This window comes from Novimethylophilus kurashikiensis (assembly GCF_003112435.1).
Taxonomy (GTDB): domain Bacteria; phylum Pseudomonadota; class Gammaproteobacteria; order Burkholderiales; family Methylophilaceae; genus Novimethylophilus; species Novimethylophilus kurashikiensis.
The window spans coordinates 78,354-102,308 of record NZ_BDOQ01000001.1; the positions used below are offsets into that span (position 1 = coordinate 78,354).

Annotated in this window: 26 protein-coding genes; 22 read left to right on the top strand and 4 right to left on the bottom strand. The window is 55.7% G+C overall.

Annotated features, from left to right (window positions below):
• Positions 1 to 86: 86 nt before the first annotated feature.
• Entirely contained in the window at positions 87 to 1,031 is a 945-nt protein-coding gene (locus tag NMK_RS00335; protein ID WP_227871284.1) for an integron integrase, read from the bottom strand.
• A 238-nt stretch (positions 1,032 to 1,269) separates the two neighbouring features.
• On the opposite strand from NMK_RS00335, the gene NMK_RS00340 reads away from it, so the two are divergent.
• From NMK_RS00340 to NMK_RS00350, 3 genes are all read left to right on the top strand, one after another.
• Positions 1,270 to 1,632: a hypothetical protein gene (locus tag NMK_RS00340; RefSeq protein WP_109013770.1), complete on the top strand. Its 363-nt coding sequence runs from the start codon at positions 1,270 to 1,272 to the stop codon at positions 1,630 to 1,632.
• Between the two features lie 115 nt (positions 1,633 to 1,747).
• The gene (locus NMK_RS00345) at positions 1,748 to 2,116 is read left to right on the top strand and encodes a hypothetical protein (RefSeq protein WP_146187107.1); all 369 of its coding nucleotides are present in this window, start codon (positions 1,748 to 1,750) and stop codon (positions 2,114 to 2,116) included.
• Between the two features lie 137 nt (positions 2,117 to 2,253).
• Positions 2,254 to 2,688, top strand: coding sequence for a lysozyme inhibitor LprI family protein (locus tag NMK_RS00350; protein ID WP_109013772.1), 435 nt, complete (start codon positions 2,254 to 2,256; stop codon positions 2,686 to 2,688).
• A 274-nt stretch (positions 2,689 to 2,962) separates the two neighbouring features.
• Here NMK_RS00350 and NMK_RS00355 read toward each other — a convergent pair whose 3' ends face one another.
• Both NMK_RS00355 and NMK_RS00360 read right to left on the bottom strand, forming a co-directional pair.
• Positions 2,963 to 4,195: a methyl-accepting chemotaxis protein gene (locus NMK_RS00355; protein WP_109013773.1), complete on the bottom strand. Its 1,233-nt coding sequence runs from the start codon at positions 4,193 to 4,195 to the stop codon at positions 2,963 to 2,965.
• 33 nt (positions 4,196 to 4,228) lie between these two features.
• Positions 4,229 to 4,852 (bottom strand): DedA family protein, encoded by a 624-nt coding sequence (locus NMK_RS00360; RefSeq protein WP_109013774.1) that lies wholly within the window; start codon positions 4,850 to 4,852, stop codon positions 4,229 to 4,231.
• A 68-nt stretch (positions 4,853 to 4,920) separates the two neighbouring features.
• On the opposite strand from NMK_RS00360, the gene NMK_RS00365 reads away from it, so the two are divergent.
• From NMK_RS00365 to eutC, 10 genes are all read left to right on the top strand, one after another.
• The gene (locus NMK_RS00365; protein ID WP_109013775.1) at positions 4,921 to 5,424 is read left to right on the top strand and encodes a disulfide bond formation protein B; all 504 of its coding nucleotides are present in this window, start codon (positions 4,921 to 4,923) and stop codon (positions 5,422 to 5,424) included.
• Position 5,425: 1 nt separating this feature from the next.
• On the top strand, positions 5,426 to 6,319 hold the full coding sequence (gene cysM / locus NMK_RS00370; RefSeq protein WP_109013776.1) for a cysteine synthase CysM: 894 nt from the start codon (positions 5,426 to 5,428) through the stop codon (positions 6,317 to 6,319).
• Between the two features lie 172 nt (positions 6,320 to 6,491).
• Entirely contained in the window at positions 6,492 to 6,836 is a 345-nt protein-coding gene (locus NMK_RS00375; protein WP_109013777.1) for an endonuclease domain-containing protein, read from the top strand.
• Complete coding sequence (locus NMK_RS00380; protein ID WP_109013778.1) at positions 6,833 to 8,563, top strand: AsmA family protein; 1,731 nt, start codon at positions 6,833 to 6,835, stop codon at positions 8,561 to 8,563. Before NMK_RS00375 ends, NMK_RS00380 begins: the two co-directional genes overlap by 4 nt.
• Before the next feature lie 10 nt (positions 8,564 to 8,573).
• Entirely contained in the window at positions 8,574 to 8,771 is a 198-nt protein-coding gene (locus NMK_RS00385) for a hypothetical protein (protein WP_109013779.1), read from the top strand.
• Positions 8,772 to 8,781: 10 nt separating this feature from the next.
• Positions 8,782 to 9,198 carry a YdbL family probable chaperone protein gene (locus NMK_RS00390; protein WP_109013780.1) on the top strand — a complete coding sequence of 139 codons (417 nt, stop codon included), beginning with the start codon at positions 8,782 to 8,784 and terminating at the stop codon, positions 9,196 to 9,198.
• 87 nt (positions 9,199 to 9,285) lie between these two features.
• Entirely contained in the window at positions 9,286 to 10,062 is a 777-nt protein-coding gene (locus NMK_RS00395; protein ID WP_109013781.1) for a 3'-5' exonuclease, read from the top strand.
• A 151-nt stretch (positions 10,063 to 10,213) separates the two neighbouring features.
• Positions 10,214 to 11,593, top strand: coding sequence for an ethanolamine permease (eat, locus tag NMK_RS00400; RefSeq protein ID WP_109013782.1), 1,380 nt, complete (start codon positions 10,214 to 10,216; stop codon positions 11,591 to 11,593).
• A gap of 134 nt (positions 11,594 to 11,727) precedes the next feature.
• Positions 11,728 to 13,122: an ethanolamine ammonia-lyase subunit EutB gene (locus NMK_RS00405; protein WP_109013783.1), complete on the top strand. Its 1,395-nt coding sequence runs from the start codon at positions 11,728 to 11,730 to the stop codon at positions 13,120 to 13,122.
• Between the two features lie 60 nt (positions 13,123 to 13,182).
• Positions 13,183 to 13,992, top strand: a complete 810-nt coding sequence (gene eutC, locus NMK_RS00410) for an ethanolamine ammonia-lyase subunit EutC (protein WP_109013784.1) — start codon at positions 13,183 to 13,185, stop codon at positions 13,990 to 13,992.
• A 51-nt stretch (positions 13,993 to 14,043) separates the two neighbouring features.
• Here the strand turns inward: eutC and NMK_RS00415 are convergent, their stop codons facing one another.
• Positions 14,044 to 15,036 (bottom strand): helix-turn-helix domain-containing protein, encoded by a 993-nt coding sequence (locus NMK_RS00415; RefSeq protein WP_109013785.1) that lies wholly within the window; start codon positions 15,034 to 15,036, stop codon positions 14,044 to 14,046.
• A gap of 214 nt (positions 15,037 to 15,250) precedes the next feature.
• On the opposite strand from NMK_RS00415, the gene rlmD reads away from it, so the two are divergent.
• From rlmD to NMK_RS00460, 9 genes are all read left to right on the top strand, one after another.
• Positions 15,251 to 16,558 carry a 23S rRNA (uracil(1939)-C(5))-methyltransferase RlmD gene (gene rlmD, locus NMK_RS00420; RefSeq protein WP_109013786.1) on the top strand — a complete coding sequence of 436 codons (1,308 nt, stop codon included), beginning with the start codon at positions 15,251 to 15,253 and terminating at the stop codon, positions 16,556 to 16,558.
• Positions 16,559 to 16,633: 75 nt separating this feature from the next.
• A complete protein-coding gene (locus NMK_RS00425; protein WP_370848360.1) occupies positions 16,634 to 18,103 on the top strand; it encodes an ABC transporter substrate-binding protein in 1,470 nt (489 codons plus the stop codon).
• Between the two features lie 45 nt (positions 18,104 to 18,148).
• On the top strand, positions 18,149 to 19,012 hold the full coding sequence (locus tag NMK_RS00430) for a hypothetical protein (protein WP_109013787.1): 864 nt from the start codon (positions 18,149 to 18,151) through the stop codon (positions 19,010 to 19,012).
• Positions 19,013 to 19,035: 23 nt separating this feature from the next.
• The gene (locus NMK_RS00435; RefSeq protein WP_109013788.1) at positions 19,036 to 19,515 is read left to right on the top strand and encodes a L,D-transpeptidase; all 480 of its coding nucleotides are present in this window, start codon (positions 19,036 to 19,038) and stop codon (positions 19,513 to 19,515) included.
• The gene (gene nikB / locus NMK_RS00440) at positions 19,512 to 20,432 is read left to right on the top strand and encodes a nickel ABC transporter permease (protein WP_227871286.1); all 921 of its coding nucleotides are present in this window, start codon (positions 19,512 to 19,514) and stop codon (positions 20,430 to 20,432) included. The genes NMK_RS00435 and nikB overlap by 4 nt, the downstream gene beginning before the upstream one ends.
• Positions 20,429 to 21,220: an ABC transporter permease gene (locus NMK_RS00445; protein ID WP_109013789.1), complete on the top strand. Its 792-nt coding sequence runs from the start codon at positions 20,429 to 20,431 to the stop codon at positions 21,218 to 21,220. The genes nikB and NMK_RS00445 overlap by 4 nt, the downstream gene beginning before the upstream one ends.
• Positions 21,220 to 22,275: a beta-N-acetylhexosaminidase gene (gene nagZ / locus NMK_RS00450; protein ID WP_109013790.1), complete on the top strand. Its 1,056-nt coding sequence runs from the start codon at positions 21,220 to 21,222 to the stop codon at positions 22,273 to 22,275. The genes NMK_RS00445 and nagZ overlap by 1 nt, the downstream gene beginning before the upstream one ends.
• Positions 22,276 to 22,357: 82 nt before the next feature.
• Positions 22,358 to 23,080 (top strand): hypothetical protein, encoded by a 723-nt coding sequence (locus NMK_RS00455; protein WP_109013791.1) that lies wholly within the window; start codon positions 22,358 to 22,360, stop codon positions 23,078 to 23,080.
• A 125-nt stretch (positions 23,081 to 23,205) separates the two neighbouring features.
• Positions 23,206 to 23,892 carry a Bax inhibitor-1/YccA family protein gene (locus tag NMK_RS00460; RefSeq protein WP_109013792.1) on the top strand — a complete coding sequence of 229 codons (687 nt, stop codon included), beginning with the start codon at positions 23,206 to 23,208 and terminating at the stop codon, positions 23,890 to 23,892.
• Positions 23,893 to 23,955 lie beyond the last annotated feature (63 nt).

Below are 23,955 nucleotides of genomic sequence, written 5' to 3' on the forward strand. Positions count from 1 at the left end.
ATTAATTGATGGCGCAACTGAGGGGCGCAATTTAACAGCAGCTTTCGGCCAAAAGCGGACATCGTAATATCCGCTTTTCCGGTCATTCATAGTCGATCAAATGGGCTTGTAACCGACTTAGTCACTTCAATCACATGGGTATAAATCATCGTGGTCTGTAGGTTGCGATGCCCCAACAACAATTGAATGGTTCTAATGTCCGTCCCGGAACTCAGCAAATGCGTTGCAAACGAATGCCGCAAGGTATGAATGGACGCATGCTTATGAATCCCAGCCTGAATTAAAGCTTGTTTGAATGCTCTCTGAATCGTGGTGTCCGCCATGTGCCAGCGCACTAATTGCTGGCCCTGACCCCATCGTCGCAACAACGTGGATGGAAACAAGAATTGCCAGCCAAGCGAGCGTGATGCACTAGGATATTTTCGGAACAATCCCCCAGGCATTTCTGCATAACCTCCGCCTCGGGCAAGATCGGTAGCATGCAACTGGGCAACCTTTAGCAAATGTTGCTGCAAGGGCTCAAGCAATTGAGCAGGCAAAAGAGTAGTTCGGTCCTTGCCACCCTTACCATCACGAACATTCAATGTCTTAGCATTGAAATCAACATCCTTTACCCGCATGCTCAGGCACTCGTTAACCCGTAACCCGGCTCCATAAATCAATTGCGCCATGAGAAGGCACGTACCATTCATCGAATTGAATGTCGCCTTTACCTCATCCACGCTCAATACCACAGGCAAGCGCTGGCGACGTTGTACTCGCTTTAGCCCTTGCATATGACCGAGTGGCTTTTCAAGCACCGCATCATACAAAAACACAATTGCATTCAAGGCAATCGTTTGAGTTGAGGCGGATACCTGGCGTTCGATTGCCAAATGATTTAGGAATGCCTGCACCTCGGGCTCTGCCATGGTGTCAGGATGCCGTTTGTTATGGAAGAAGATGAAACGGCGTATCCAGTGAATGTAAGACTCTTCAGTCCGCATGCTGAAGTGACGTCGGCGACAAACAGCATGAACTCGATCAAGCAAACGAGGCGGATTAGGGGCGGAATGCTGACCCCATGAATGTAGCTCCTTATTGAGGTTGAAAAATGAAGGAGTGTACTAGCAGAATGGATAGGTTGCGTCCGGATTTGCTAATTATTATTATTATACGGACGGAGCTTCACCTAACTACAAGAAGTAAAAAGAAAAGTCACATGCCAATCCTCAATTCTTCAATATTATTATACGGACGCACCGGTCCGTATAATAACTGTTAGCCATCATGAACTTTGCTGCTCTCGGAATTTCCGTCACCTCAAAGCGAGACCTTGGTTCGCTTGTCGAGTATTCGTTTGGGCTGCCCCAAGGGACCGAAGACCGAGTCATCTCAGAGCTACTCACCAACATGTCGGATGCTTCGGAACTGTCCGTCCTAGACCCAACAAGCGGCGACTGTGCCCTGGAGGCAAAGCGCAAGGGTGTTGGCTACGAAATTAAGCGTGGTTGTCATGGTGCCTACGGTGTCTGGCGTGCTGCCACGCTGGCAGAGGCACACGCTTGGTTGCTTCCCGGTGCCCTCGCTTCGGTAAGGCTAGCGCGTCCTGGGTTTGGTGCAACGCTCGTCGTTCCAAAGGTGGGCAACTGATGGCTAACCCTGCGGTCAAGGCGCGGCCTTTGGCCGCTGGGACGCTCCGCCTGCCGGCGGCGCGCCCCTTACCTCCACGTTAGGCCACACTACGATGCTCTATCTCTGTTTACGCATGAGCGTGCTGACACTTTCGGCATTTATCGCTTCGCCTGCGTTCTCAGCACCCCTCTCAGGTGAATACGAAGGCGCGGTGCATGGATATTTGATCGTGAATCAAGTCCAACCCAATCACTACAAGGTATGGCTGGGGGTTAGTGGCGGCAGCTGTGGCGGGCTTGTGCTTATTAACAATCTTGTTGCTGAGGTAAAGCAGCAAACCTTATCCTTCAAAAGGCGCGAGAAGGAACGCTCATGCACAACGACGATAGAGTTCGAAGATACTACTGCAAGCATTTCGGATAGTTGCATAGATCAGGAGTGGGAAGAGAAGACTTCCACGACCTGTGCAATGATGGGTGACTATACAAAAATCAAAAGGTAAAAATCTGAATGATCATGCAAATCCTGCAACTTCAGCGATGCTTAAGTGGAGAAATGCAGCCTAACCTCTCATTCAACCGGGACCGGCTAAAGCCGGCCCGTTAATTCAAACGTTATGTTTTTACATAAGGACAAAAAGTGAAAGTTTTTGCCACGTTGTTTTTCTTGATTTTCACCTTACCTGTGTTTGCCGCAGAAAATTTCTGTGATTCTGGAAAACCTCACCCCATAGACCTATGGGCAGAAAAAGCAAATGAAAAAACGGGTGGTATTTCAGTCAATGTTCGCAAAGTTCAAAGTGAGGAGTATTCACGTTGGGATAAAGAACTAAATCAAACTTACAGTTCATTATTCGCAAAACTTAATGATGCAGATAAAAATCGTCTGAAAGAAGCACAAAGGGCTTGGTTAAAATACAGAGACGCCGAGATTGAATGGTATTGGTCAAAGGCGATGTTTGGCGATGAGGGCACTTCAGCACCTATCATAGTGGCTGGCATCGGCATCGATATGCTCAGAAAAAGGGTGTGCGATTTGATGCAATATAAAAAGAGAGCTGACGATGCTTATTAACAACCTAACTTATCATTCCAGCGGACCGTCAAAAGCTACGCTTTTGCCGTCCGCTGAATTCAAACGTTGATCGTCCGCTTTGGGTCGAAAGCAGAAGGTCAATCTAGACAATTCACCTCAGCCATTATCTAGCCAATGAATTTTAAATAAACCTTTGGTTGAGTTTTCGGGCGTAATTCAAAAGCCAGAATTTCCGGCCTTGGCCAGAGTGGCATAGATAATTCAATTCCTCATCGAGCTAGAAATTCCAGATCGCGCTGTCAGTTGCAGTTGCTCAAACCTTGAACCCGCTCACCGACCGTTCCAACTCATCCGAAAGCGTTTCCAGGTTTTGCGCCGCCTGCGCGGTTTGTTGCACCACCAAAGTATTCTCTTCAGCCATATTGGCGATCAGCGAAATATGCCCGGCGATGTCGGTATTAGCAGCGGTTTGTTCACGAACAGATTGCGCGATGGCATCGACGCCCGTGTTGGAGCGCTCGACGGCTTCGTGGATGGATTCCATGGCCTGCATGGCGGTTTGCGAATTGCCCTGGCTGGCCAGCAACAATTGACGGCCGCGCTCAATGGTTTCGTTGACTTGGACCGACTGGTCGCCCAGGGAACGGGTCACGGCGTCGATCTCGTTGGCTGACTGGGCTGATTTTTCTGCAAGCTTGCGTACTTCGTCGGCGACCACTGCAAACCCACGGCCTTGCTCGCCGGCACGCGCGGCTTCGATGGCGGCGTTCAGCGCGAGCAGGTTGGTCTGGTCGGCGATGTCCTTGACCTGTTGGGTCATGGCGGTGATCACCGTAGTGTTGTCCACGAACTGATTCACTGAGTTGCGGATGGCCTCGATGGACGCCACGGCTGCATCCATCTGAGTCGCCAGTTCCGACAGTCGCTGGTTGCCGTTCTCGGTGTGGTTCAGGCTGTCTTGCGAAAGCGTGCGGACTTCTTCGGCATTTTTGGAGACGTTGCCGATGCTGACAGTAACCTGCTCGAAGGTAGATGCCGTTGCGGCGGCAGATTCGCTCTGGCGTTTGGAGCCTTCGACGATCCTGCTGGAAGCGGTCACCAAGGCGCTGGAGGCATCTGCAACCTTGCCTGCCGAATTTTTCACGTGGTTGATGATGCCGCCCAAATCCTTGCGGATTTTTTCAGCGCTGACCGCAACTTCGCCGAATTCGTCATGGGTGGTAATCGCGACGGGCTGAGTGAAGTCGCCGCGTGCGAGGCGGTCGAGATCGCGGGAGAGTTGCAGGGCTGGGTTGGTAATGTTGCGACGGACCAGCCAGAGAAAAGAGCCGAAGGCCAGCAGGATGGCAGCAGCCATGAGACCGATCGTGAAGTAGATGTGCTGCTGGAACTGTGCCGCCTGTGCAGGCGGCAACAGCAGGCTTTCCTGCCAGGCATCGTTAAGGCCGAGCAGCGAAGCGCCGAGTAACAAGGTCGTGCCGGTACCGGTGATCATCAGCATCTTGTTGCGGATGCTGCCGGTGAGCGAGTGGATAAGTACGTTCATGGCACAACCTCTACGTTACGCGGTGACGCCATTCTAATGATGGTGCTTCATCAGCCGCAAGTGACGACGCACATACCACACCACGAATACGACTGCGGCGACGGTAAGCACGATGTGGAATTCGTGGAAATATACCTTCAAGCTAGTCCAGTTTTCGCCGAATTTCATGCCAACGTAGGCCAGTACCCAGCACCAGATCAGCGAACCGACGAAGGTGTATGCGATGAATCGCAGCATGTTCATGCGGGCAATGCCGGCGGGGAAGGCGATGAAGGTGCGAACGGCCGGCAACAGGCGACCGATGAAGATGATGATTTCGCCGTATTTTTCGAACGCGCGATCGGCCAGTTTCAAGTCGTGATGCGAGATCAGCACCCACTTGCCGTATTTTTCAACCAGCGGGCGGCCGCCGTACATGCCCAGGTAATACGCGGGAATGGAGCCGACGACGCAACCGATAGCGCCAGCAAGGGCCACGCCCCATAAGGTCAACTCACCCTTGAACACGAGGTAGCCGGAGAACGGCATGATGATCTCGGAGGGCAGGGGAATGCAGGCCGATTCGATGGCCATAAGCAGAACGACGCCACCGTAGCCCAGTGTGGAAATGACAGCGATGATCCAACCGGCGAGGGCGGCGATAATTTTTTCGATCATAGTGAGTCAAACGCAGAAATAGACGGCTCCATTATACTGACGGCTTTTTATTCCCGTGTTCGGTACCCATGAATAAATTGGATCGATTGTTTTCTTCCGGCCGCTTGGGCTATCTCCTCGGTTTTGTCGTTTCTTTCGGCCTGGTCGGGCTGGCGCTGTTCATCCAGGTGCGTAACAACCTTGAGCCCTGCCCGTTGTGCATTTCCCAGCGCATCGCTTTCATGGCGCTGGGTCTGACCTTCTTGATTGCCGCAGTGCATAAGCCCACGGGTTTGTGGCGCAAAGGTTACGGCGTGCTGCATTTCGTCGCGGCTGCGGCAGGTGCGGGCATTGCAGGACGCCATATCTGGATACAAACGCATGCCGACGAAGTGATGGCGGAGTGCGGCGCCGGTTTCGATTACATTTTCCAGAGCTTTCCGTTCCGCAAGGCGGTAGAGCTTGTATTCAAGGGTACGGGCGAGTGCACGGCTATCGATTGGACGCTGTTCGGCCTCACGATCCCGGAACTCTCACTGATTGCGTTTGTCTTGCTCGGCATCTATGCCATCTTGCTGGCGCGCGCCAAATAACATGTCCCAATACAAAACCCTGCAGGATTTCGTCGGCAACACACCGCTGGTCAAGCTCCAGCGCCTCCCGGGCGAGACCACCAATACCATCCTGGTCAAGCTCGAAGGCAACAACCCTGCCGGCTCGGTGAAGGACCGGCCCGCCTTGTCCATGATCCAACACGCCGAAGCGCGGGGCGACATTAAGCCGGGGGATACGCTGATCGAGGCCACGAGTGGCAACACCGGCATCGCGCTGGCTATGGCTGCCGCTATCATGGGTTACAAGATGGTGCTGATCATGCCGGATAACCAAAGCCTGGAACGACGACAGACCATGAAGGCATACGGTGCTGAACTTGTGCTCACGCCTAAGGCCGGCAGCATGGAATTGGCTCGCGATACTGCGGAGCAAATGCAGCGCGAAGGCCGCGGCATCATCCTCAACCAGTTCGCCAACCCCGATAATCCGCTCGCGCATTATGAAAGCACCGGGCCCGAAATCTGGCGCGATACCGAAGGGAAGATCACCCATTTCGTCTCCAGCATGGGGACGACGGGGACCATCATGGGTAACTCACGCTACCTCAAGGAAAAGAATCCGGCCATCCAGATTGTCGGTGTGCAGCCCAAGGACGGCGCGCAGATTCCTGGAATCCGCAAGTGGCCGATGGAATACCTGCCGGAGATTTGCGATTTCAACCGCATCGACCGCATGATCGATGTAGGGCAGCAGGACGCCGAGGAAACCACGCGCAGGCTGGCGCGGGAAGAGGGGATTTTTGCCGGGATTTCGTCTGGTGGAGCGCTGTTCGCGGCGTTGCAGCTTTCCAAGGAAGTGGAAAATGCAGTGATTGTGTCGATCGTCTGCGACAGGGGAGATCGGTATTTGTCTACGGGAGTGTTTCCTGAGTGAAATATTGGGGGATTGAGGTTGCCACCCCTCACCCCAACCCTCTCCCGCAAGGGGCGAGGGAGGTTTTTGCGGCTTTTACGACTATGGTCGCTAAATGTGTAATCAATGACTGTGCCGATGCTTTAATCCCCTCTCCCCTCGCGGGAGAGGGCTAGGGTGAGGGGGCTCCAAAATGTCCAACACCTTCCCCCGTCACCTTCGCACTAACTCCACCGAAGCCGAACAGCGTCTCTGGCGCGCTTTAAGAAACCGTCAACTCGCCGGCCAAAAATTCCGCCGCCAACATCCCATTCCACCCTATATCGTAGATTTCGTATGCCTAGAGTGCCGCCTCATTATCGAACTCGACGGCGGCCAACATGCCGAAGCAGTTGTACGTGACGAAGCAAGAGCAGCCTATCTAGAAAGCCTCGGCTACAAAATCCTCCGTGTCTGGAACCACGAAGCATTAAGCAACACTGACGGCATGCTCGCCGTCATCCTCGAATCAATGAATACACAAGAGGCCCAAGCATGAAAGCCGTCATCGCTTTCCTGCTGATAGCCTTTACCACTTCTGCCTCTGCCGTCAGCCGCATCGACATCCAAATCGGCCAACTTACCCAGTCCGGCATCCAGGCTGAAAACATCAATGCCAGCCTCGATATGGAAGGTCGATGGCAAGGCAAGGCCATGCTTAAGCGTGCAGAGCTGAGCGAGGTCGCCAAGAATTACAAACAACTCCCCGTCACTGTTACCCAAGGTACAGCCTCGGGCCAAGCTCACTTTTCAGGCTCGAACACGCAACTCGAACGGTTGAGCGCCGACATACGACTGCAAGACGTTGCCTTCAATGACACGGAAGGCTCACACGCCGGAGAGAAAATAAGCGCCACGGTCAAGGCCGATATCGCCAGGGTCAAGGATCACTGGCAGTGGCAGGACGATATCCGCTGGCTGGGCGGGGAGGTGTTCTGGCAGCCGTTGTATTTTCCATCTGGGGGGCACGTCCTGGCGGCTCGCGGCTGGTGGCAGAACGATGTGCTCGCGGTGGAAGAGGGCAGGGTCGTATTCAATGGTGTGGGCAGCTTGGCTTTCCAAGGGCGCATCGATACCGCAGCGAAATCGCTCACCAAGCTCGATCTCTCCGGCAAGGCACTACAAGCCGCGCAGGGCTACGAACTGCTCGCCAAGCCTTTCCTGGATAAAACCATGCTCGGCAATCTTGAAATGGCCGGCACGCTGGATGTGCAGGCGAGTTATGCCGGTGGACGTGTTCAAGCATTCAATCTTGGCCTGCACGATGCCGACGTTGAGGATAAAAACGGCCGCTTTGCGATTTACAAGGTCAACGCTGCGATTCCCTGGTCGTTAAATGCGGTAACCGATGCCAATGTGGGATTCGATGGCGGGCGTATTCTTCAGTTGACGTTAGGAAAAACGACGTTGCCGGCGCGATTGGAAGGCTGGTCGTTGACTGCGCCAGAGTGGAAAATTCCCGTACTGGACGGTGTGCTCAGCCTGCAGGATATATCGCTCGCGCTGATCGACGGTAAATGGCACGGGCATTTGGCGACCAGCATCGCCCCGATCTCCATGAGCGAGTTTTCCCACGCCATGGGGTGGCCGCACATGGAGGGCAAGCTTGCGGCGAGTATTCCGCTGGTCACTTATAGCGATGGCTTGCTGACTACAGACGGTGCGATGGGATTCGATATTTTCGATGGACATATTACGGTGGATAAACTCGTCATGCGAGAACCGTTGGGGCGAGCACCCAGGCTCAACACCGACATCAGCATGCGGGGGCTGGACATGGACTTGCTAACGCGAACCTTCGCTTTTGGCGCGATGGAAGGCCGGCTTGACGGCGACGTAGCCGGGCTGGAACTATCGTCGTGGAAACCCGTGAAGTTCGATGCCAGTTTCCGCAGCAGTCCCGGTAAGTACCCCAAGAAGATTTCGCAGCGCGCAGTGGAGAATATTTCTGCCTTGGGCGGCGCTGGCGCCGCCGCGGCGATTCAGCGCAGCTTCCTGCGGTTTTTCAAGGAATTCAATTACGACCGTATCGGCCTTTCATGTCGGCTGCGCAACGGCATTTGTGCGATGGATGGCGTGGAGCCGGCCAAGGACGGCTACATCATCGTCAAAGGCAGCGGAATCCCGGCTATAACGGTGATGGGGTACAATCACAGCGTGAGCTGGGAAGAGTTATTGGGGCGCTTACAGCGGGTCACGCAGGGGAACAGGCCTGTCATCAAGTAAGGAAAAATCTATGCGAAATACCGGAATCATTCTTGCGTTGCTGGCTGCCTTGGCGTTATCGGCATGCGTGACGATCAATATTTATTTCCCCGCCGCCGCCGCTGAGAAAGCCGCGGACAAGATCATCGATGAAGTCTGGCAGATCAAGAAGGGCGAACAGAAACCTGCCGATCAAGCCCCTGCCGCACAGCCGTCCGAGAGCAAATAAGGAGACCATGATGAAAAAACTTTTGCTCGTGTTTTTCATGCTGGTTGCGATGTCGATGCAAGTCTTCGCCGCCGGTGCCGATCTTGAAATCAATACGCCTGCGATTGCTTCGCTCAAGGGCAGCATGCAGGCGCGTCATGGACAACTGGCAGGGTTTTATGCCAGCGGGGCGATTGGTTTGACTCGAGACGGCTTGATCGCTGTGCGCGACGCCAATGCAGTGCCATTGTCGCAGCGCCAAAACGTGAACAGCCTGGTGAGCGCCGAGAACGGCGATCGCAATTCGCTCTATAAGGAAATCGCCGCGGCCAACGGCCATCCCGAATGGGAATCCGAAGTACGCAATACCTTTGCGCAGCGCTGGGTGCAGAAAGCACAAGGCGGCTGGTGGTACCAGGACCAAAGCGGCAGCTGGGCAAAAAAATAATGTAGCGCGGGCGGCCTCGCCTGCATTCTTGGCTTAATCTAGTTTCTTCAAAGCAGGCGAGGCCGCCTGCGCTACGGATCGTGCCGCATGACTCCCACCTTAGTTTTCGACATCGAAACCATTCCCGATACCGCCGGCATTGCCAGGCTTAACGACCTGCCGCCCGATACACCTGCGGCGGACATCGCGTCCCTGGCTTTCCACCAACGTCGGCAGCAGAACGGCACCGATTTCCTGCAATTGCATTTGCAGCGTGTCGTATCAATTTCCTGCGCTTTGCGCGAGGGCGAAAACTTCAAAGTGTGGACGCTGGGTTCGCCCGAGGACGGGGAAGCGCAGATCATCAAGCGCTTCTTCGATGGCATTGAAAAATACACCCCGCAAATTGTCTCCTGGAACGGCGGCGGTTTCGATCTGCCGGTGCTGCATTACCGCGCCATGCTTCATGGAATCCAGGCGCCGCGCTATTGGGATCTCGGCGATGACGATCGCGAATTCAAGTGGAACAACTACATCAGCCGCTACCACATGCGGCATCTGGATTTGATGGATGTCATTTCCATGTATCAGCCGCGTGCTTGTGCTCCGCTGGATGAAGTGGCGCAGCTGTGCGGCTTCCCCGGCAAGCTGGGGATGGACGGCTCCAAGGTGTGGGACGCTTTCCAGCGCGGCGAGATCGAAGGCATACGCAACTATTGCGAAACCGATGTGGCGAACACGCACCTCGTCTTCCTGCGTTTCCAACTCATGCGCGGCGTTTTGACCCAGGATGCCTACCAGCGGGAAATCAACCTGGTTCGCGAAACCCTAGCGAGCTACAACGGTTCGCATTGGGCTGAATTCCTGGAAGCCTGGAAGGCTTAACTTTTATCATCTTCTTCCCATTGCCAAAATGGGATAGCACCTGACTTCTTACGGTTTTACATTGCTTGTGAGGTGAGCCGGTTTAGGGCTCGAATCGAACAATTATTAACCGATGCCTCGCCGACAAGCGGGGCTAACAAGGAGCAAGGCGATGAGTAACGAAGCGCATTCCCTCAAGCCCGCCCTCAACGCTTGGCATATGTGGGGCCTGGCAGTGGGGCTGGTGATTTCGGGCGAGTATTTCGGCTGGAGCTACGGCTGGGATAAGGCCGGCACGCTGGGTTTCATGGTGACGTCCATCCTGATCGCAGTGATGTACACCACCTTCATTTTCAGCTTTACCGAGCTGACCACTTCCATTCCCCATGCCGGTGGTCCCTTCGCCTATGCGCGCCGCGCCTTCGGGTCCAAAGCGGCGTTTATCGCGGGCTTCGCCACCCTGGTGGAATTCGTATTCGCGCCACCTGCTATCGCGATGGCCATCGGTGCTTATCTCAACGTGCAGTTTCCGGGTGTTGATCCCAAGATGATGGCGGCGGGCGCTTATGTGGTGTTCATCGCACTCAACATCATTGGCGTGCATATCGCGGCTACGTTCGAGCTTTTCGTCACCCTGCTGGCGATCATCGAATTGCTGGTGTTCATGGGTGTCGTCTCGCCTGGCTTCTCGGTGAGCAACTTCGTCGCACACGGCTGGGCCGGACAAGAGAGCTTTAGCTGGGCGGTGATTCCCGGCATCGTGGCGGCCATTCCATTCGCCATCTGGTTCTTCCTGGCAATCGAGGGCGTGGCGATGGCAGCGGAAGAAGCCGAGAATCCCAAGCGCACCGTGCCGATTGCCTACATTGCAGGCATCCTCACTCTGGTGGCGCTCGCCCTCGGCGTGATGGTATTCGCCGGCGGCGCAGGCGACTGGAAGGCGCTGTCCAACATCAACGACCCGTTGCCGCAAGCCATGAAGATGATCGTCGGCGCCAACAGCGGCTGGCTGCACATGCTGGTGTGGATCGGCCTGTTCGGCCTGGTGGCATCGTTCCACGGCATTATCCTGGGTTACTCGCGCCAGATCTTCGCGCTGGCCCGTGCCGGCTACATGCCCAAGTATTTCGCCGCCGTGCATCCTAAATTCAAGACGCCGCATCGCGCCATCATCGCAGGCGGCGTGGTGGGTGTGGCCGCTATCTTCAGCGACGACCTGATCCAGTTCGGCGGCCAGACGCTGACGGCCAACCTCATCACCATGTCCGTGTTCGGCGCCATCGTGATGTACATGATTTCGATGCTGAGTCTGTTCGCCCTGCGCAAGAACGAACCCAACCTGGCCCGTCCATTCCCGGCGATGTTCTATCCGGCGTTCCCGCTGATCGCTCTGGTGCTGGCCGGCGTGAGCCTGGTCACCATGATCTACTACAACCAGTTGCTGGCAGGCATCTTCACCGGTTTGATGGCGCTGGCCTTCGGTTACTTCCTAATGACCAAGCACCACCGCGATGCTGCCATCGACAAGCATCACGCGGTTGCAACGGCCTAATGGAGTAGTAGATTGTCATAAGCAATGCAGCCCCTCCTCATGGGAGGGGCCTGTAGCGCAGGCGACTTTAAGGAATCGATCAAGGCGAGGCCGCCTGCGCTACAGACTCAACCGCAAGAGAGATAGACATTCTCATGGAATATCGTCATACCGTAGGGGCGCAAACCTACAAGTTTGCCGATTTGAAAGATGTGCTGGCCAAGGCCACACCGGCGCGGTCAGGCGATTATCTGGCAGGCGTGGCGGCGGAAACCTATGCCGAACGCATGGCTGCAAGGATGTGCCTGGCCGATGTGCCGTTGCCGCAATTCCTCATTGAAGCCGTGATTCCCTACGAGCAGGACGAAATCACGCGCCTGATCCTCGACAGCCATGATGTCACGGCCTTCAAGGAAATCGGCCACCTGACCGTCGGCGGTTTTCGCGATTGGCTGCTTTCAGACCAAGCCGATACGGCGACGCTGCGACGCGTTGCGTCCGGTATCACGCCCGAAATGGCGGCAGCGGTGAGCAAGCTCATGCGCAACCAGGATTTGATTCTGGTTGCACGCAAATGCCAGGTAACGACTGCTTTCCGCAATACCATCGGTCTGTCGGGCAGGCTTTCCGTTCGGTTGCAACCCAACCATCCCACCGACGACGCCCGCGGCATTGCGGCTTCCATGCTGGACGGGCTGTTGTACGGCTCGGGCGATGCGGTGATCGGCATCAACCCGGCCACCGACAGCATCCCGGCGCTGATGGATTTGTATGACCTGGTGGACGAGGTCATTACCCAATACGGCATCCCCACCCAATCCTGCGTGCTGACGCACGTCACCAACCAGATTCAGGTGATGGAAAAGGGCGCGCCGGTGGACCTTGTGTTCCAGTCCATCGCCGGAACCGAAAAAGCCAATCAGGGCTTCGGTATCAATCTTGGCATTCTGCAAGAAGCGCAAGAGGCCGCCCTTAGCTTGAAACGCGGGACGGTGGGCAACAACGTGATGTATTTCGAAACCGGGCAGGGTTCGGCGCTTTCGGCCAATGCCAATTTCGGCGTAGATCAGCAAACTATCGAGGCGCGTGCCTATGCCATTGCCCGACGTTTCTCGCCGCTGTTGAGCAACACCGTGGTCGGCTTCATCGGGCCGGAGTATCTCTATGACGGTAAGCAGATCATCCGCGCCGGTCTGGAAGACCATTTCTGCGGCAAGCTGCTGGGCGTGCCGCTGGGCTGCGACGTGTGCTACACCAACCACGCCGAGGCCGATCAGGACGACATGGATACGTTGATGACCCTGCTGGGTGCCGCCGGAATTACCTTCATCATGGGCATCCCCGGCGCCGACGACATCATGCTCAACTACCAGACCACCTCGTTCCACGATGCGCTGTACCTGCGCAAGGTCCTCGGCTTGAGGCCCGCGCCCGAGTTCGAGCAGTGGCTGAAAAAAATGAACATCATGGACGAGAATGGCTTGGTGCAACCGGTGACCAACGCGCACAGCATGTTGCAGAACATGCCGCGAAATTTGCTGGCGGCCTAAAGCGCAGTCGCGCAGACGGATTGCGCGACAACAAGACCGGATTGGATATTGGATTTTTGAATGAGTACCCCTGAGAAACCCACTTTGCTTTCCGATGACCCGCTGTCGGTCGACCCCTGGCAGCAGCTGCGTAATTTCACGCGCGCTCGTATTGCCTTGGGCCGCGTGGGAACCAGCTTGCCCACCAGGGAGGTGCTGGATTTCGGTATGTCGCATGCGATGGCGCGCGATGCGGTACACACGCCGCTGGATGCGCAAGCCTTATGCGACGCCTTGGTGCAGCACGGCTTCGAGACCTTGCTGGTACAAAGCGCCGCGCCTGATCGTTCCACCTACCTGCTGCGGCCCGATCTGGGACGCAAGCTGTCGAACCTCTGTGTTGACCTGCTGGCAAGCCTCCAGTCGGAGGAGTGCGAGATTGCCTTCGTCATCGGTGACGGCTTGTCCTCGATGGCGGTCAGCAACCATGCGTTGGCGGTCATGGAGCAGATGCGGACACTGGTGCCGTCGCAATGGCGAGTCGGGCCAGTGGTGGTCGCGACCCAGGCACGTGTGGCTCTGAGCGATGAAATCGGTGCCTTGCTGAAAGCTCGTGTGGTCGTGATGCTCATCGGCGAGCGCCCAGGGCTCTCATCGCCCGACAGCTTGGGTATCTACATCACTTACGGCCCAGAAGTGGGACGTCAGGATTCTGAACGAAACTGTATTTCCAACGTCCGGCCGGAAGGTCTCGGATACGAAGCCGCAGCGCGAAAGACGCTGTGGCTGGTCAAGGAGGCCATGCGCTTGAAGCTCTCAGGGGTTGGCCTGAAGGATGAAAGCGATGTGGCCGAGATTGCACTTAGCGATTTGCCAAAACTCAGCGATTAATCGGTGATGCTATCTTGATTCAAAGCTGAGCCCAAGGTTCTTGACGCCTGATTAGTGTTTTTTTGCCGCGATCTCTCCCTGACGACGCAGTGTATCTGACGGCAATTCTCCGAAAAGCTTCTTGTATTCCTGCGAGAAATGACCGAAATGCCAAAACCCCCAAGCCGTGGCGGCATCGGTGACCGAAACTCCTTGTTTGAGCATGCGGCGCGTGCCGTTGAGGCGTTGAGATCGCAGGTAGGCGACGGGACTGGTATTGAGGAGATTCTGGAAGCTGTATTGCAAGGTGCGGCGGCTAACGCCGAGGTGCTGGCATAGTTCTGCGACGCTGACGGGGTTTTCGGAACGGCTATGAACCAGTGCCCGCGATTCTGAAACGATGTGCCAGCATTTGCTTGGGGAGAGATGTTCCGATTGCAACTGCTGACTGTCGATCAGGCAGTCGGCCAGCAGTCCTAGTACAGTGCTGCGCATGGAGGCCGTTATCTGGCGGTTTTCCAGTATCTCCGGCGTTTGTCCCACTAAGTGAAACACGCCCGACATGAACTCGCGCACGGCCTGTACTTTGGCCGGGTCCAGGCTCTGCACATGGGCTTGGCCGTCGTGCTGCATGAGCCATTGCTGCTCTTGTGGCGCAAGGCTGTTAAGCAGCGCCGAGCGGCTAACGGAAATGCCGCCCATCACCAGTTCGCCAGGTGAAAAAAATTCGAAGCCGTCGTCCCCAGAAAATACATGCATGGATTCTGCCGTGCTGACGCTACCGCAGAACATGCCTTGATGCTGCGCGGTGAGGGGGATGCCAATAGCGACCGTGTCGTCGTCCAGACGGCCGCTCTGATAAAGCGATTGGCTGGTGTATTCCAGAAAAAGGTGCACGTCCTCGAAGCGCATATCCGAGACATAGCCGCTGAAGGCGCCCGAGGAAATCTGCGCGTAGTCCTGGTTCCATCCGCGCAGAAGCGCGGCTTGCTCCTCAAAATCGTGCGTTTCCTGGCAGAGTGTTCCCATGTTCTTCAGTGCTTGAACGCCGACCGGGCCTAGCATGGCTCGTCCTTCTCTACTTTTTTATGACCCCATTCTAAATGCAAAAAATATGCCTTACGCAACTCAAGGATTGATGCGGTTTTCAAGGCATACGGGGTAGTGTAAACGCATGACGAAGGTGCGTAGGCCTGTTGACGTGCACCAAACGAGTGAACGGAAGGGGTGGGTATTGGGGTAAACACTGGACATGGCAGCTCAGGTAAAATAAGCGGTTATGCAAAATTCATCTATCGCAATCGTCGAGTCGCTCGACCAGGAAGGGCGCGGCGTCGCCCATGTAGAAGGCAAGGTCATTTTCATCGAGGGCGCGCTCATCGGCGAAAAGGTCGTCTATTCCAGCTACCGCAAGAAACCGACCTACGAATTCGCCCGTGTCGAACGGGTATTGAAAGAATCGCCCAATCGGGTTAAGCCGAAATGTCAGCATTTCGGCGTCTGCGGCGGTTGCGCGATGCAGCATCTGGAATTCTCGGCGCAGGTCGCGGCCAAGCAGCGCATCCTGGAAGGCGATCTCTGGCATCTCGCCAAGGTCAAGCCGGAGAGTATGCTGCCGCCCATCTACGGTCCGGCCTGGGGCTATCGCCACAAGGCGCGTTTGCGTGCACGCTACGTGCCGGCCAAGAACAAGGTGCTGGTGGGCTTCAACGAAAAAAGCTCGAGCTATGTCGCGCTGATGCAAACTTGCGAGATTTTGCCGCCGCATATTTCCGCGCTCATCGTGCCGCTGCAAGAACTGCTGATGCAGACCTCGATCCGCGATCGTATTCCGCAGATCGAAGTGGCCGTGGGCGAATTCACCTCCGTCCTCGTGTTCCGTATTCTCGAGGCTTTGGCGCCCGAGGATGAGCTGTTGTTCCGCGCGTTTGCCGACCAGCACAATGTCCAAGTCTGGATGCAGACCAAGGGGCCGGAAACCGCGGTGCCGTTCCATCCGCTAGATGCGCAGGAACTGACCTACGCCTTGCCGGAATTCGATTTGCGCTACCCCTTTACGCCGACTGAGTTCACCCAGGTCAATCCGCATATCAACCAAGTGCTGGTGCGGCGCGCCATTGGCTTGCTCGACCCGCAGCCTGGGGAGCGTATCGCCGACTTTTTCTGCGGGCTGGGCAATTTCACGTTGCCGATCGCGCGCAAGGGCGCCAAGGTGGTGGGGTACGAGGGTTCCAACGCTTTGGTGCGCCGTGCCAAGGCCAACGCCGAACGTAATGGACTGGTATCGCAGACCGAGTTCCACGAGGCCGATTTGTTCAAGGTCGAGCCGGACAACCTGCAAGCGCTGGGGCATTTCGACAAGTGGCTGATCGACCCGCCGCGAGACGGTGCCATGGAACTCATCAAGGCCTTGCCGGAAGAGGGCGGTCCCAAGCGTATCGTCTATGTGTCCTGCAATCCTTCTACATTGGCTCGGGATGCCGGGGTGCTAGTGCAGGTGAAGGGGTATCGCATGCTGGCGGCGGGCGTGGTGAATATGTTCCCGCACACGGCCCACGTGGAGTCGATGGCCGTATTCGAACGTTAGAAAAGCTGCATGGCCTTCCTGATCGTTCCGATCCCCTTGGGTATCCAGTAGACTCGCAGCATGGAAATTCGCTCCATGCCTGAACACCGTTCAACCGCGAGCATCGTTACTTGCGTCAAGGCGTTTTTGCTTCTAGCTATGGTTGGGCTTGCTGCTTGCGGCAAGCCCGCTACCCACGACGAAATCCGCTTCGCCATCGCCCAAGCACCTCTGACGCTTGATCCGCGCTATGCCACCGACGCCGCATCGGAACGGGTTAATCGGCTGATCTATCATCAGTTGGTAGATTTCGATGTCCATTACCGCCCCGTGCCGTCGCTCGCGACTTGGATTTGCAGCGATGCCAGGCATTGCCGATTTTCCCTGAAGACAGATGGCCGCACTTTCCACGACGGCAGCCGTTTGACGGCTGAGGATGTGGTTGCGACCTACCGCTCCTTGCTTGAACTTAAGGATTCACCTCATACCGCAGAATTCGCAAACATTTCCGATGTTTTAGCTGTTGATGCCGACACCGTCGATTTCACGCTCAAACACGCGGACGACCAATTTCCTGCCCGACTTATCATCGGCATCTTGCCTGCTCGGCTGTTGGCGCAAGCGCATGATTTCTCGCATCACCCCATCGGCAGCGGGCCGCTAAAATTTGTCGCATGGAACCGGGCGTTGCAATTGCAGCGCGTAAGCGACGGCCAAAGGTTCGTACTGCAAGAAGTACGCGACCCGACGGTGCGCGTGCTTAAGTTGCTGCGCGGAGAGGCGGACATGCTTCAAGGCGATTTGCCGCCGGAACTGGTCGTCTATCTCAAACGTCAGCCGAGTATTGTTGTGAAAGAAGTCCCGGGCACCAATGACTCCTACCTCGGCTTCAATATGCAAGACCTGGTCTTGCGCGATGTGCGCGTACGGCGGGCCATTACTTTGTCGATTGACCGTGATGCGATTATTCACCAGGCCATGATTGGCGGCACTCGACCCGCTACTGCGATTTTGCCGCCCGAGCACTGGGCGGGAAATCCTAACCTTAAGCCTTATCCGCACGATCCAAAGGAGGCGCGGCGGTTGTTGACCGAGGCCGGCATACGTTTGCCGCTGAAACTGGTCTATAAAACGTCTACGGATGCTCAGCGAGTGCGGCTCGCTACCATCATGCAAGCGCAAATGCAGCAGGCCGGCATCGATCTCGAGATTCGCAGCCTCGATTGGGGTACGTTCTTCGACGACGTCAAGCATGGTAAATTTCAGCTCTACGGCTTGACTTGGGTGGGTATCAAGACGCCGGAGATTTATCGGCTTGCGTTTCATAGTGCGTCGGTGCCGCCCGCAGGTGCTAATCGTGGCCGTGTGGCCGATGAGATTCTAGATCGCGAGATTGAACGAGGCGATTGGAGTGCCGCAACAGCTCGTATTCATGAACTGTTGCCGTATGTGCCGTTATGGTACGAGGGGCAGTTTCTTGCCATGCAGGCAGGTTTTGCCGGCGATCATCTCAGTCCGGACGGCAATTGGGATTGGATGCAAACGTTCCGCCGTAAGTTGAAATAGCATCTGAATATTAATATTAATAACAACAATAGGAAGTTAATAACAATGAAAAAAAGTTCTGCATTGCTTGTGTTGCTATGCGCAACTCATCCCGCGCTAGTGTTGGCTGATAATTATCTTTTTCCGACCGATATTCTCGAAGAGGGAAAAATCGACTTGCAAGCTAGTATTTCCAAATCGACCTACTCGCACTCCTATGGGCTCGAATACAAGGGATTTTCAGGTCGAGGCGAGGAGAAATTCAAAACAGTGGGCGAGGAAGTTTTGTTGCGCTATGGCTTGGGCTATGAGAGCCAAATTGGCGTGGCCTTGCCGTATGAGTCCTTTCTCCGACGAGACCGCAATGCGTCAGCAGGGAGCACGATCCGCTTTACCGAAGCGCACACCGATCTGAATGGCAATGAGAACCTCCAGGTATGGGTGAAACATCGGTTTATCGATGGCGCCAGCTCGCCGCTGAGTTTGTCCGCGGTATTAGGCATCAAGGCGAATACCGCTAACAAGCATCGCACAGGGGCTTGGGCCGATGTCGTAATGGGCTGGAAATGGTCCGATCAATTGCAAGGATATGCGGGATATGAAGCTTCAGTATCTGACCAGGATGAGCTTCCCGATCGCCATACAGTGAGTGCGGGTCTTTATCAGCAGGTGAGCGAACGCTTAACGCTGGTGCCGAAAATTCATTTCACCCACTTCGAGTCGGCATCGAGGTATTCAGAGACTACCCTTCATCCGACGGATGGCTACGGGGTAGGTTTATTTGCGCATTGGCAGGCATTACCCAATACCTACGTGATGCCAGGGGTTGGATATTCGCATCTGGATGGCTATCGTGATGGCCCATATTTGGCATATGGCGATAGCAATAACGGCAAAACTATTTCACTGTCTTTATATCACTTGTTTTAACTTTTGCATGCATACTCGGTCGCATGAAAATTGAAATATTCATTCCAGGCCAACGCCTCAAGGTGTTGGACGAAAACGCTAAGCTTGCGGCCGAGTATCCTGTCTCTACAGCATTGAAGGGCGTTGGGGAGCAGAAGGGGAGCTATCGTACACCGACTGGAATGCATGTGGTCCGCGCCAAGATCGGGGCTGGGCAGCCATTAGGATCGGTGTTTATCGGCCGTCGTCCCACTGGCGAAATCTGGTCGCCGGAATTGGCTGCGCAATATCCCGAACGGGATTGGATCCTGACACGGATTCTCTGGCTGTCCGGGTGCGAACCCGGAAAAAATCGCCTAGGGGATTGCGACACTATGCAGCGGTACATCTACATTCACGGTACGCCTGATAGCGAGCCAATGGGTGTAGCGCGATCTCATGGCTGTATTCGCATGCGTAATGCCGATGTGACGGCCTTGTTCGACTTGGTACCGGTGGGGACGCCGGTGCTCATCCGCGCTTGAATTCCTTCCTGAAACGCTTGCTCGGGGTGATCCCCGTTGTATTCGGCGTGTTGCTGCTCACGTTCTTACTGGTGCATTTGGTACCGGGCGACCCGGTCGAGGTGATGCTGGGCGAGTCTGCTACTACAGCCGACCGTACCCAATTGCGTGCCGAACTGGGGCTGGATCAGCCTTTGCCCATCCAATTCGTTACTTACCTGGGCAAGCTGGCACAAGGCAATTTCGGTTATTCCATCCACACCCATACCCCGATTTCTCGATTGTTGGCGGAACGTCTGCCGGCCACGGTGGAATTGGCGTTGCTGGCCTTGAGTATTGCCCTGTTTATCGGACTGCCGTTGGGTATTGTGGCAGCCATTCGCTACCGACAATGGCCGGACAAGATGGCGACGGTATCGGCCTTGACGCTTTCGGCGATGCCGCACTTCTGGCTGGGGCCGCTGTTGATGCTGGTGTTTGCGCTGTGGCTAGGCTGGCTGCCGGTGAACGGCATGGAGAGTCGTGCTTCTATCGTGTTACCGGCGCTGACGTTGGCCTGCGGGTTGACGGCGATTTTGACGCGCATGACGCGCGCTAGTTTGCTGGAAGTGCTGAGTGAGGACTTTGTGCGCACGGCGCGCGCCAAAGGACTGTCTCAGCGGGTGGTCGTGCTACGCCATGCGCTTAAAGCCGCGCTGTTGCCGGTGGTGACTATCGTTGGGTTGCAATTGGGCTCCCTGCTGGCAGGGGCAGTGATTACCGAAACGGTATTCGGTTGGGACGGCGTGGGACGGCTCTTGGTAGAGTCCATCGAAAAGCGCGATTACCCGGTGACGCAAGCCTGCGTGCTGGTGATTGCATTGATCTATGTACTGGTCAACCTGCTGACTGATCTTACCTATGCACGACTCGATCCGCGGGTCCGATTTACTCGATGAGCCGATCTGCTGCGGTTTTGTCGTTCTGGATTCTTCTCGCCCTGGTTGCTCCTTGGTTAGGGTTATCGGCGGACGCGATTCACCTCGACAAAATCCTCGCCGGTCCCGGTATGGACGCCTGGCTGGGATACGACGATCTAGGTCGCGATTTGCTGGCACGACTGCTGGCTGGGGCCGGCGTATCATTGACTGTGGCGGGCTGTGTGACGGTGGTGACGTTCATCCTTGGCACCTTGGTCGGATTGATCGCCGGCTATCACGGCGGTTGGCTGGATCGCTTGCTCATGCAAATCACGGAAGTGTTCTTGGCGTTTCCCGGCATTTTGTTGGCGATTGCTTTCGCTGCCGTGTTGGGGCCGGGCGTAGGCAATCTTATCCTCGCCCTGTGCCTGACTTCGTGGGTGGGCTATGCCCGACTGGCTCGGGGGCAGGCGCTGGCCCTTGCAAATCGGCAGCACGTGTTGGCAGCCCAGGTCCTGGGAGCTTCGACAATGCGTATTTTGATCAAGCACGTCTTGCCGCTGTTGGCGGCGCCATTGCTGGTGGAGGCTACCTTCAGCATCGCCAGTCTGATCATTGCCGAGGCAAGCCTGTCGTTCCTCGGTTTGGGCATCCAACCGCCCCATGCTTCCTGGGGGGCCATGCTGCGAGACGGCGTGCGCTACTTGCTTGTCGCCTCGCATTACGTGCTCGTGGTCGGCGGCAGCCTGATGTCATTGGTGTTGGCGGTAAACCTGTTGGGCGATAAACTGCGCGACACTCTAGATGTGAAAGATAGGAATTTCTAATGTCGCTCGGCCCCATCATGCTCGATATCGAGGGCACCGAACTCAACGCGGACGACATCCGTCGCCTGCAACACCCCTTGGTCGGCGGCGTCATTCTGTTCAAGCGCAATTACCAGTCTCCCGCGCAACTCAAGGCTTTGACGGCTTCCATTCATGCCGTGCGTCAGCCGCCGCTGCTGATTTCCGTCGACCACGAAGGTGGCCGTGTACAACGGTTTCGTGAAGGCTTTACGCGGATTCCGGCGATGCGCGAACTTGGCAAAATCTGGGATCGCAGCCCCAAGCAAGCCCGCCATCTGGCGACTCAAGCTGGCTGGGTGCTCGCCGCCGAGTTGCGTGCCTACGGCATCGATTTTAGCTACACACCGGTGCTGGATATCGATTACGGCAATAGCGGCGTCATCGGCGACCGCGCATTTCATCGGCGGACAGAAGCTATTGCCGATCTCTCATATGCGGTGATGCTGGGACTGAAGAAAGGCGGTATGGCCGCGGTGGGCAAGCACTTTCCCGGTCATGGCTTTGTTGCAGCGGATTCGCATACCGAAATTCCCGTTGACGAGCGCTTGTTCAGCAAGATCGAAGAGGAAGATCTCGAGCCTTTCCGCCGTATGATCGACCAGGGATTGGTCGCCATCATGCCGGCGCACGTGATTTATCCCAAGGTAGATGCGAAGCCGGCCGGTTTTTCCAAAATTTGGCTACAACAGGTGTTGCGCAAGCACCTGGGTTTCCACGGCATGATTTTTAGCGACGACCTGTCGATGGAAGGCGCCAGTGTGGCGGGAAGCGTTACAGAGCGGGCATTGGCCGCACTTACGGCGGGATGCGACATGGTGCTGGTATGCAATCGGCCGGACCTGGCCGACGAGTTGTTGGCCAATATGCAGTGGAAAATGACTGCGCTGAGCATGGCTCGTGTGGCGCGCATGCACGGCAAGCCGCATCCGCCCAGCCTGGATCAGCTGCACGAGGATGCGGACTTCGTGAAAGCGCTTCACGAGGTGGCTACCATTGGTATCGCTGAAGGTGATTTGCAACTTGCTGAGAGATAAGGAGAATTCGTCCTTTAATGCTTGAGTTTCAGCTCAGTCGGTTTTATACTGGAATTCAAGCTGTGAGGAAGGACGAACTCCAATGGCTGTCTCGGGTGTCACGTTATCTGCCGGTGCAATTGGTGCTTACGCTGCACAAGCGCAAGGTGGAACGGTGCGCCAAAACGGCGGCGATTCGTCTACGCAGACTGGTAGTAGTACAAGCTTTATCGTCCGATTAAGTCCCCAAGCCCAGATCAAGTCTTCGCTGGAAGATTTGCAAGCCAAAGCCCAGGCGCTGCAAAACTTCAGTAAATCCCCCAATTTGCAGGACTTTAAAATTGCTGTGCAAGGTGTGGTAAGTGCCATTAACGCCGTTCGACAATCCGCCGATATCAAGCAAAGCGACTTCGTTGCCCAGCAGAAGGCGCAGAGCGTGACTCAATCGGTGTTCGGCGATAACGGCGAAAATAAGAGCACGCTGCAAAAAGCGGGTCTGCAAGTGCAGGAGAACGGGCAGTTCTCCATCAATCAGAATACATTGGACAGCGCGCTGGCAAATAATCGCGAGGGCACCGTATCCGCCTTTACGCAGCTTGCTTCTCGCGCCGAATCTGCTGCAGGCAAACAACCTGGGATTATCGGCAATAACGACCGCAAAACTGAGAACTTGAGCGCGAGCAACGCGAACAACAGTAGCAATTCGGATGAAGCTCGCTTGGCTGCGCAAAAACGGGCGCAGGCACTTGCCGATCAACTGGCACTAGCCAGCGGATATGCTGCCCGGAATGCAGTCGCGAGTTATTCCAGCATCAATTCTCTCTGAGGACATCGCATCCTCAACCGCTCCAGCACTACTTCAAAGCAAGGGTAGAAGCGACTTCGCTTGAAACTTTCGAGGGCTTTCGCTAGTCTTATCAGCAGTTTTTAACCATGAGGAAACCTCGTCTTATGTCTGAATATCAACTTTCCCAATCTTCAACCACGGTCGCATCGAGCACTCACAAGGTGCTGCGCAACACTTACATGCTGCTGGGCTTGTCGATGTTGCCGACCGTGGCGGGCGCCTTGGTTGGCATGAGCATGAACTTTTCGTTCATGGCTCAGCATCCCATTATGGTGACGTTGGGTATGCTGGCTGTCATGTTCGGGCTGTTCATGGGGATTTCAGCCAACCGCGATTCAGGCGTCGGCGTCGTGTTGCTGCTGGTCCTGACCGGTTTCCTGGGCCTGATGCTCGGCCCCATCCTGCAAGTCGCATTGCACCTGCGTAATGGCGGTCAAATTGTCGGTTTGGCTGCGGGCGGCACCGGTGTCATCTTCATGACTTTGGCCAGCATTGCGACGGTGAGCAAGAAGGATTTCAGCTTCCTCGGCAATTTCCTGATGATTGGCCTGATCCTCTTGCTGGTGGCCTCTCTCGCCAACATGTTCTTCCACGTGCCGGCGTTGGCCTTGACGATCTCTGCCGTGGCCGTGCTGATTTTCTCCGGCTTCATCCTGTTCGACGTGAATCAGGTCGTACAAGGTGGCGAGACCAATTACATCATGGCGACGCTGAATATTTATCTGGATATCTACAACCTGTTCGTCAACCTGTTGCAATTGCTCATGGCTTTGATGGGCGAACGCGATTAACTAACGCGAATGGCTGAAACAAGCGGGCCTCACGAAAGTGGGCCCGCTTTTTCTTTGCCCTTT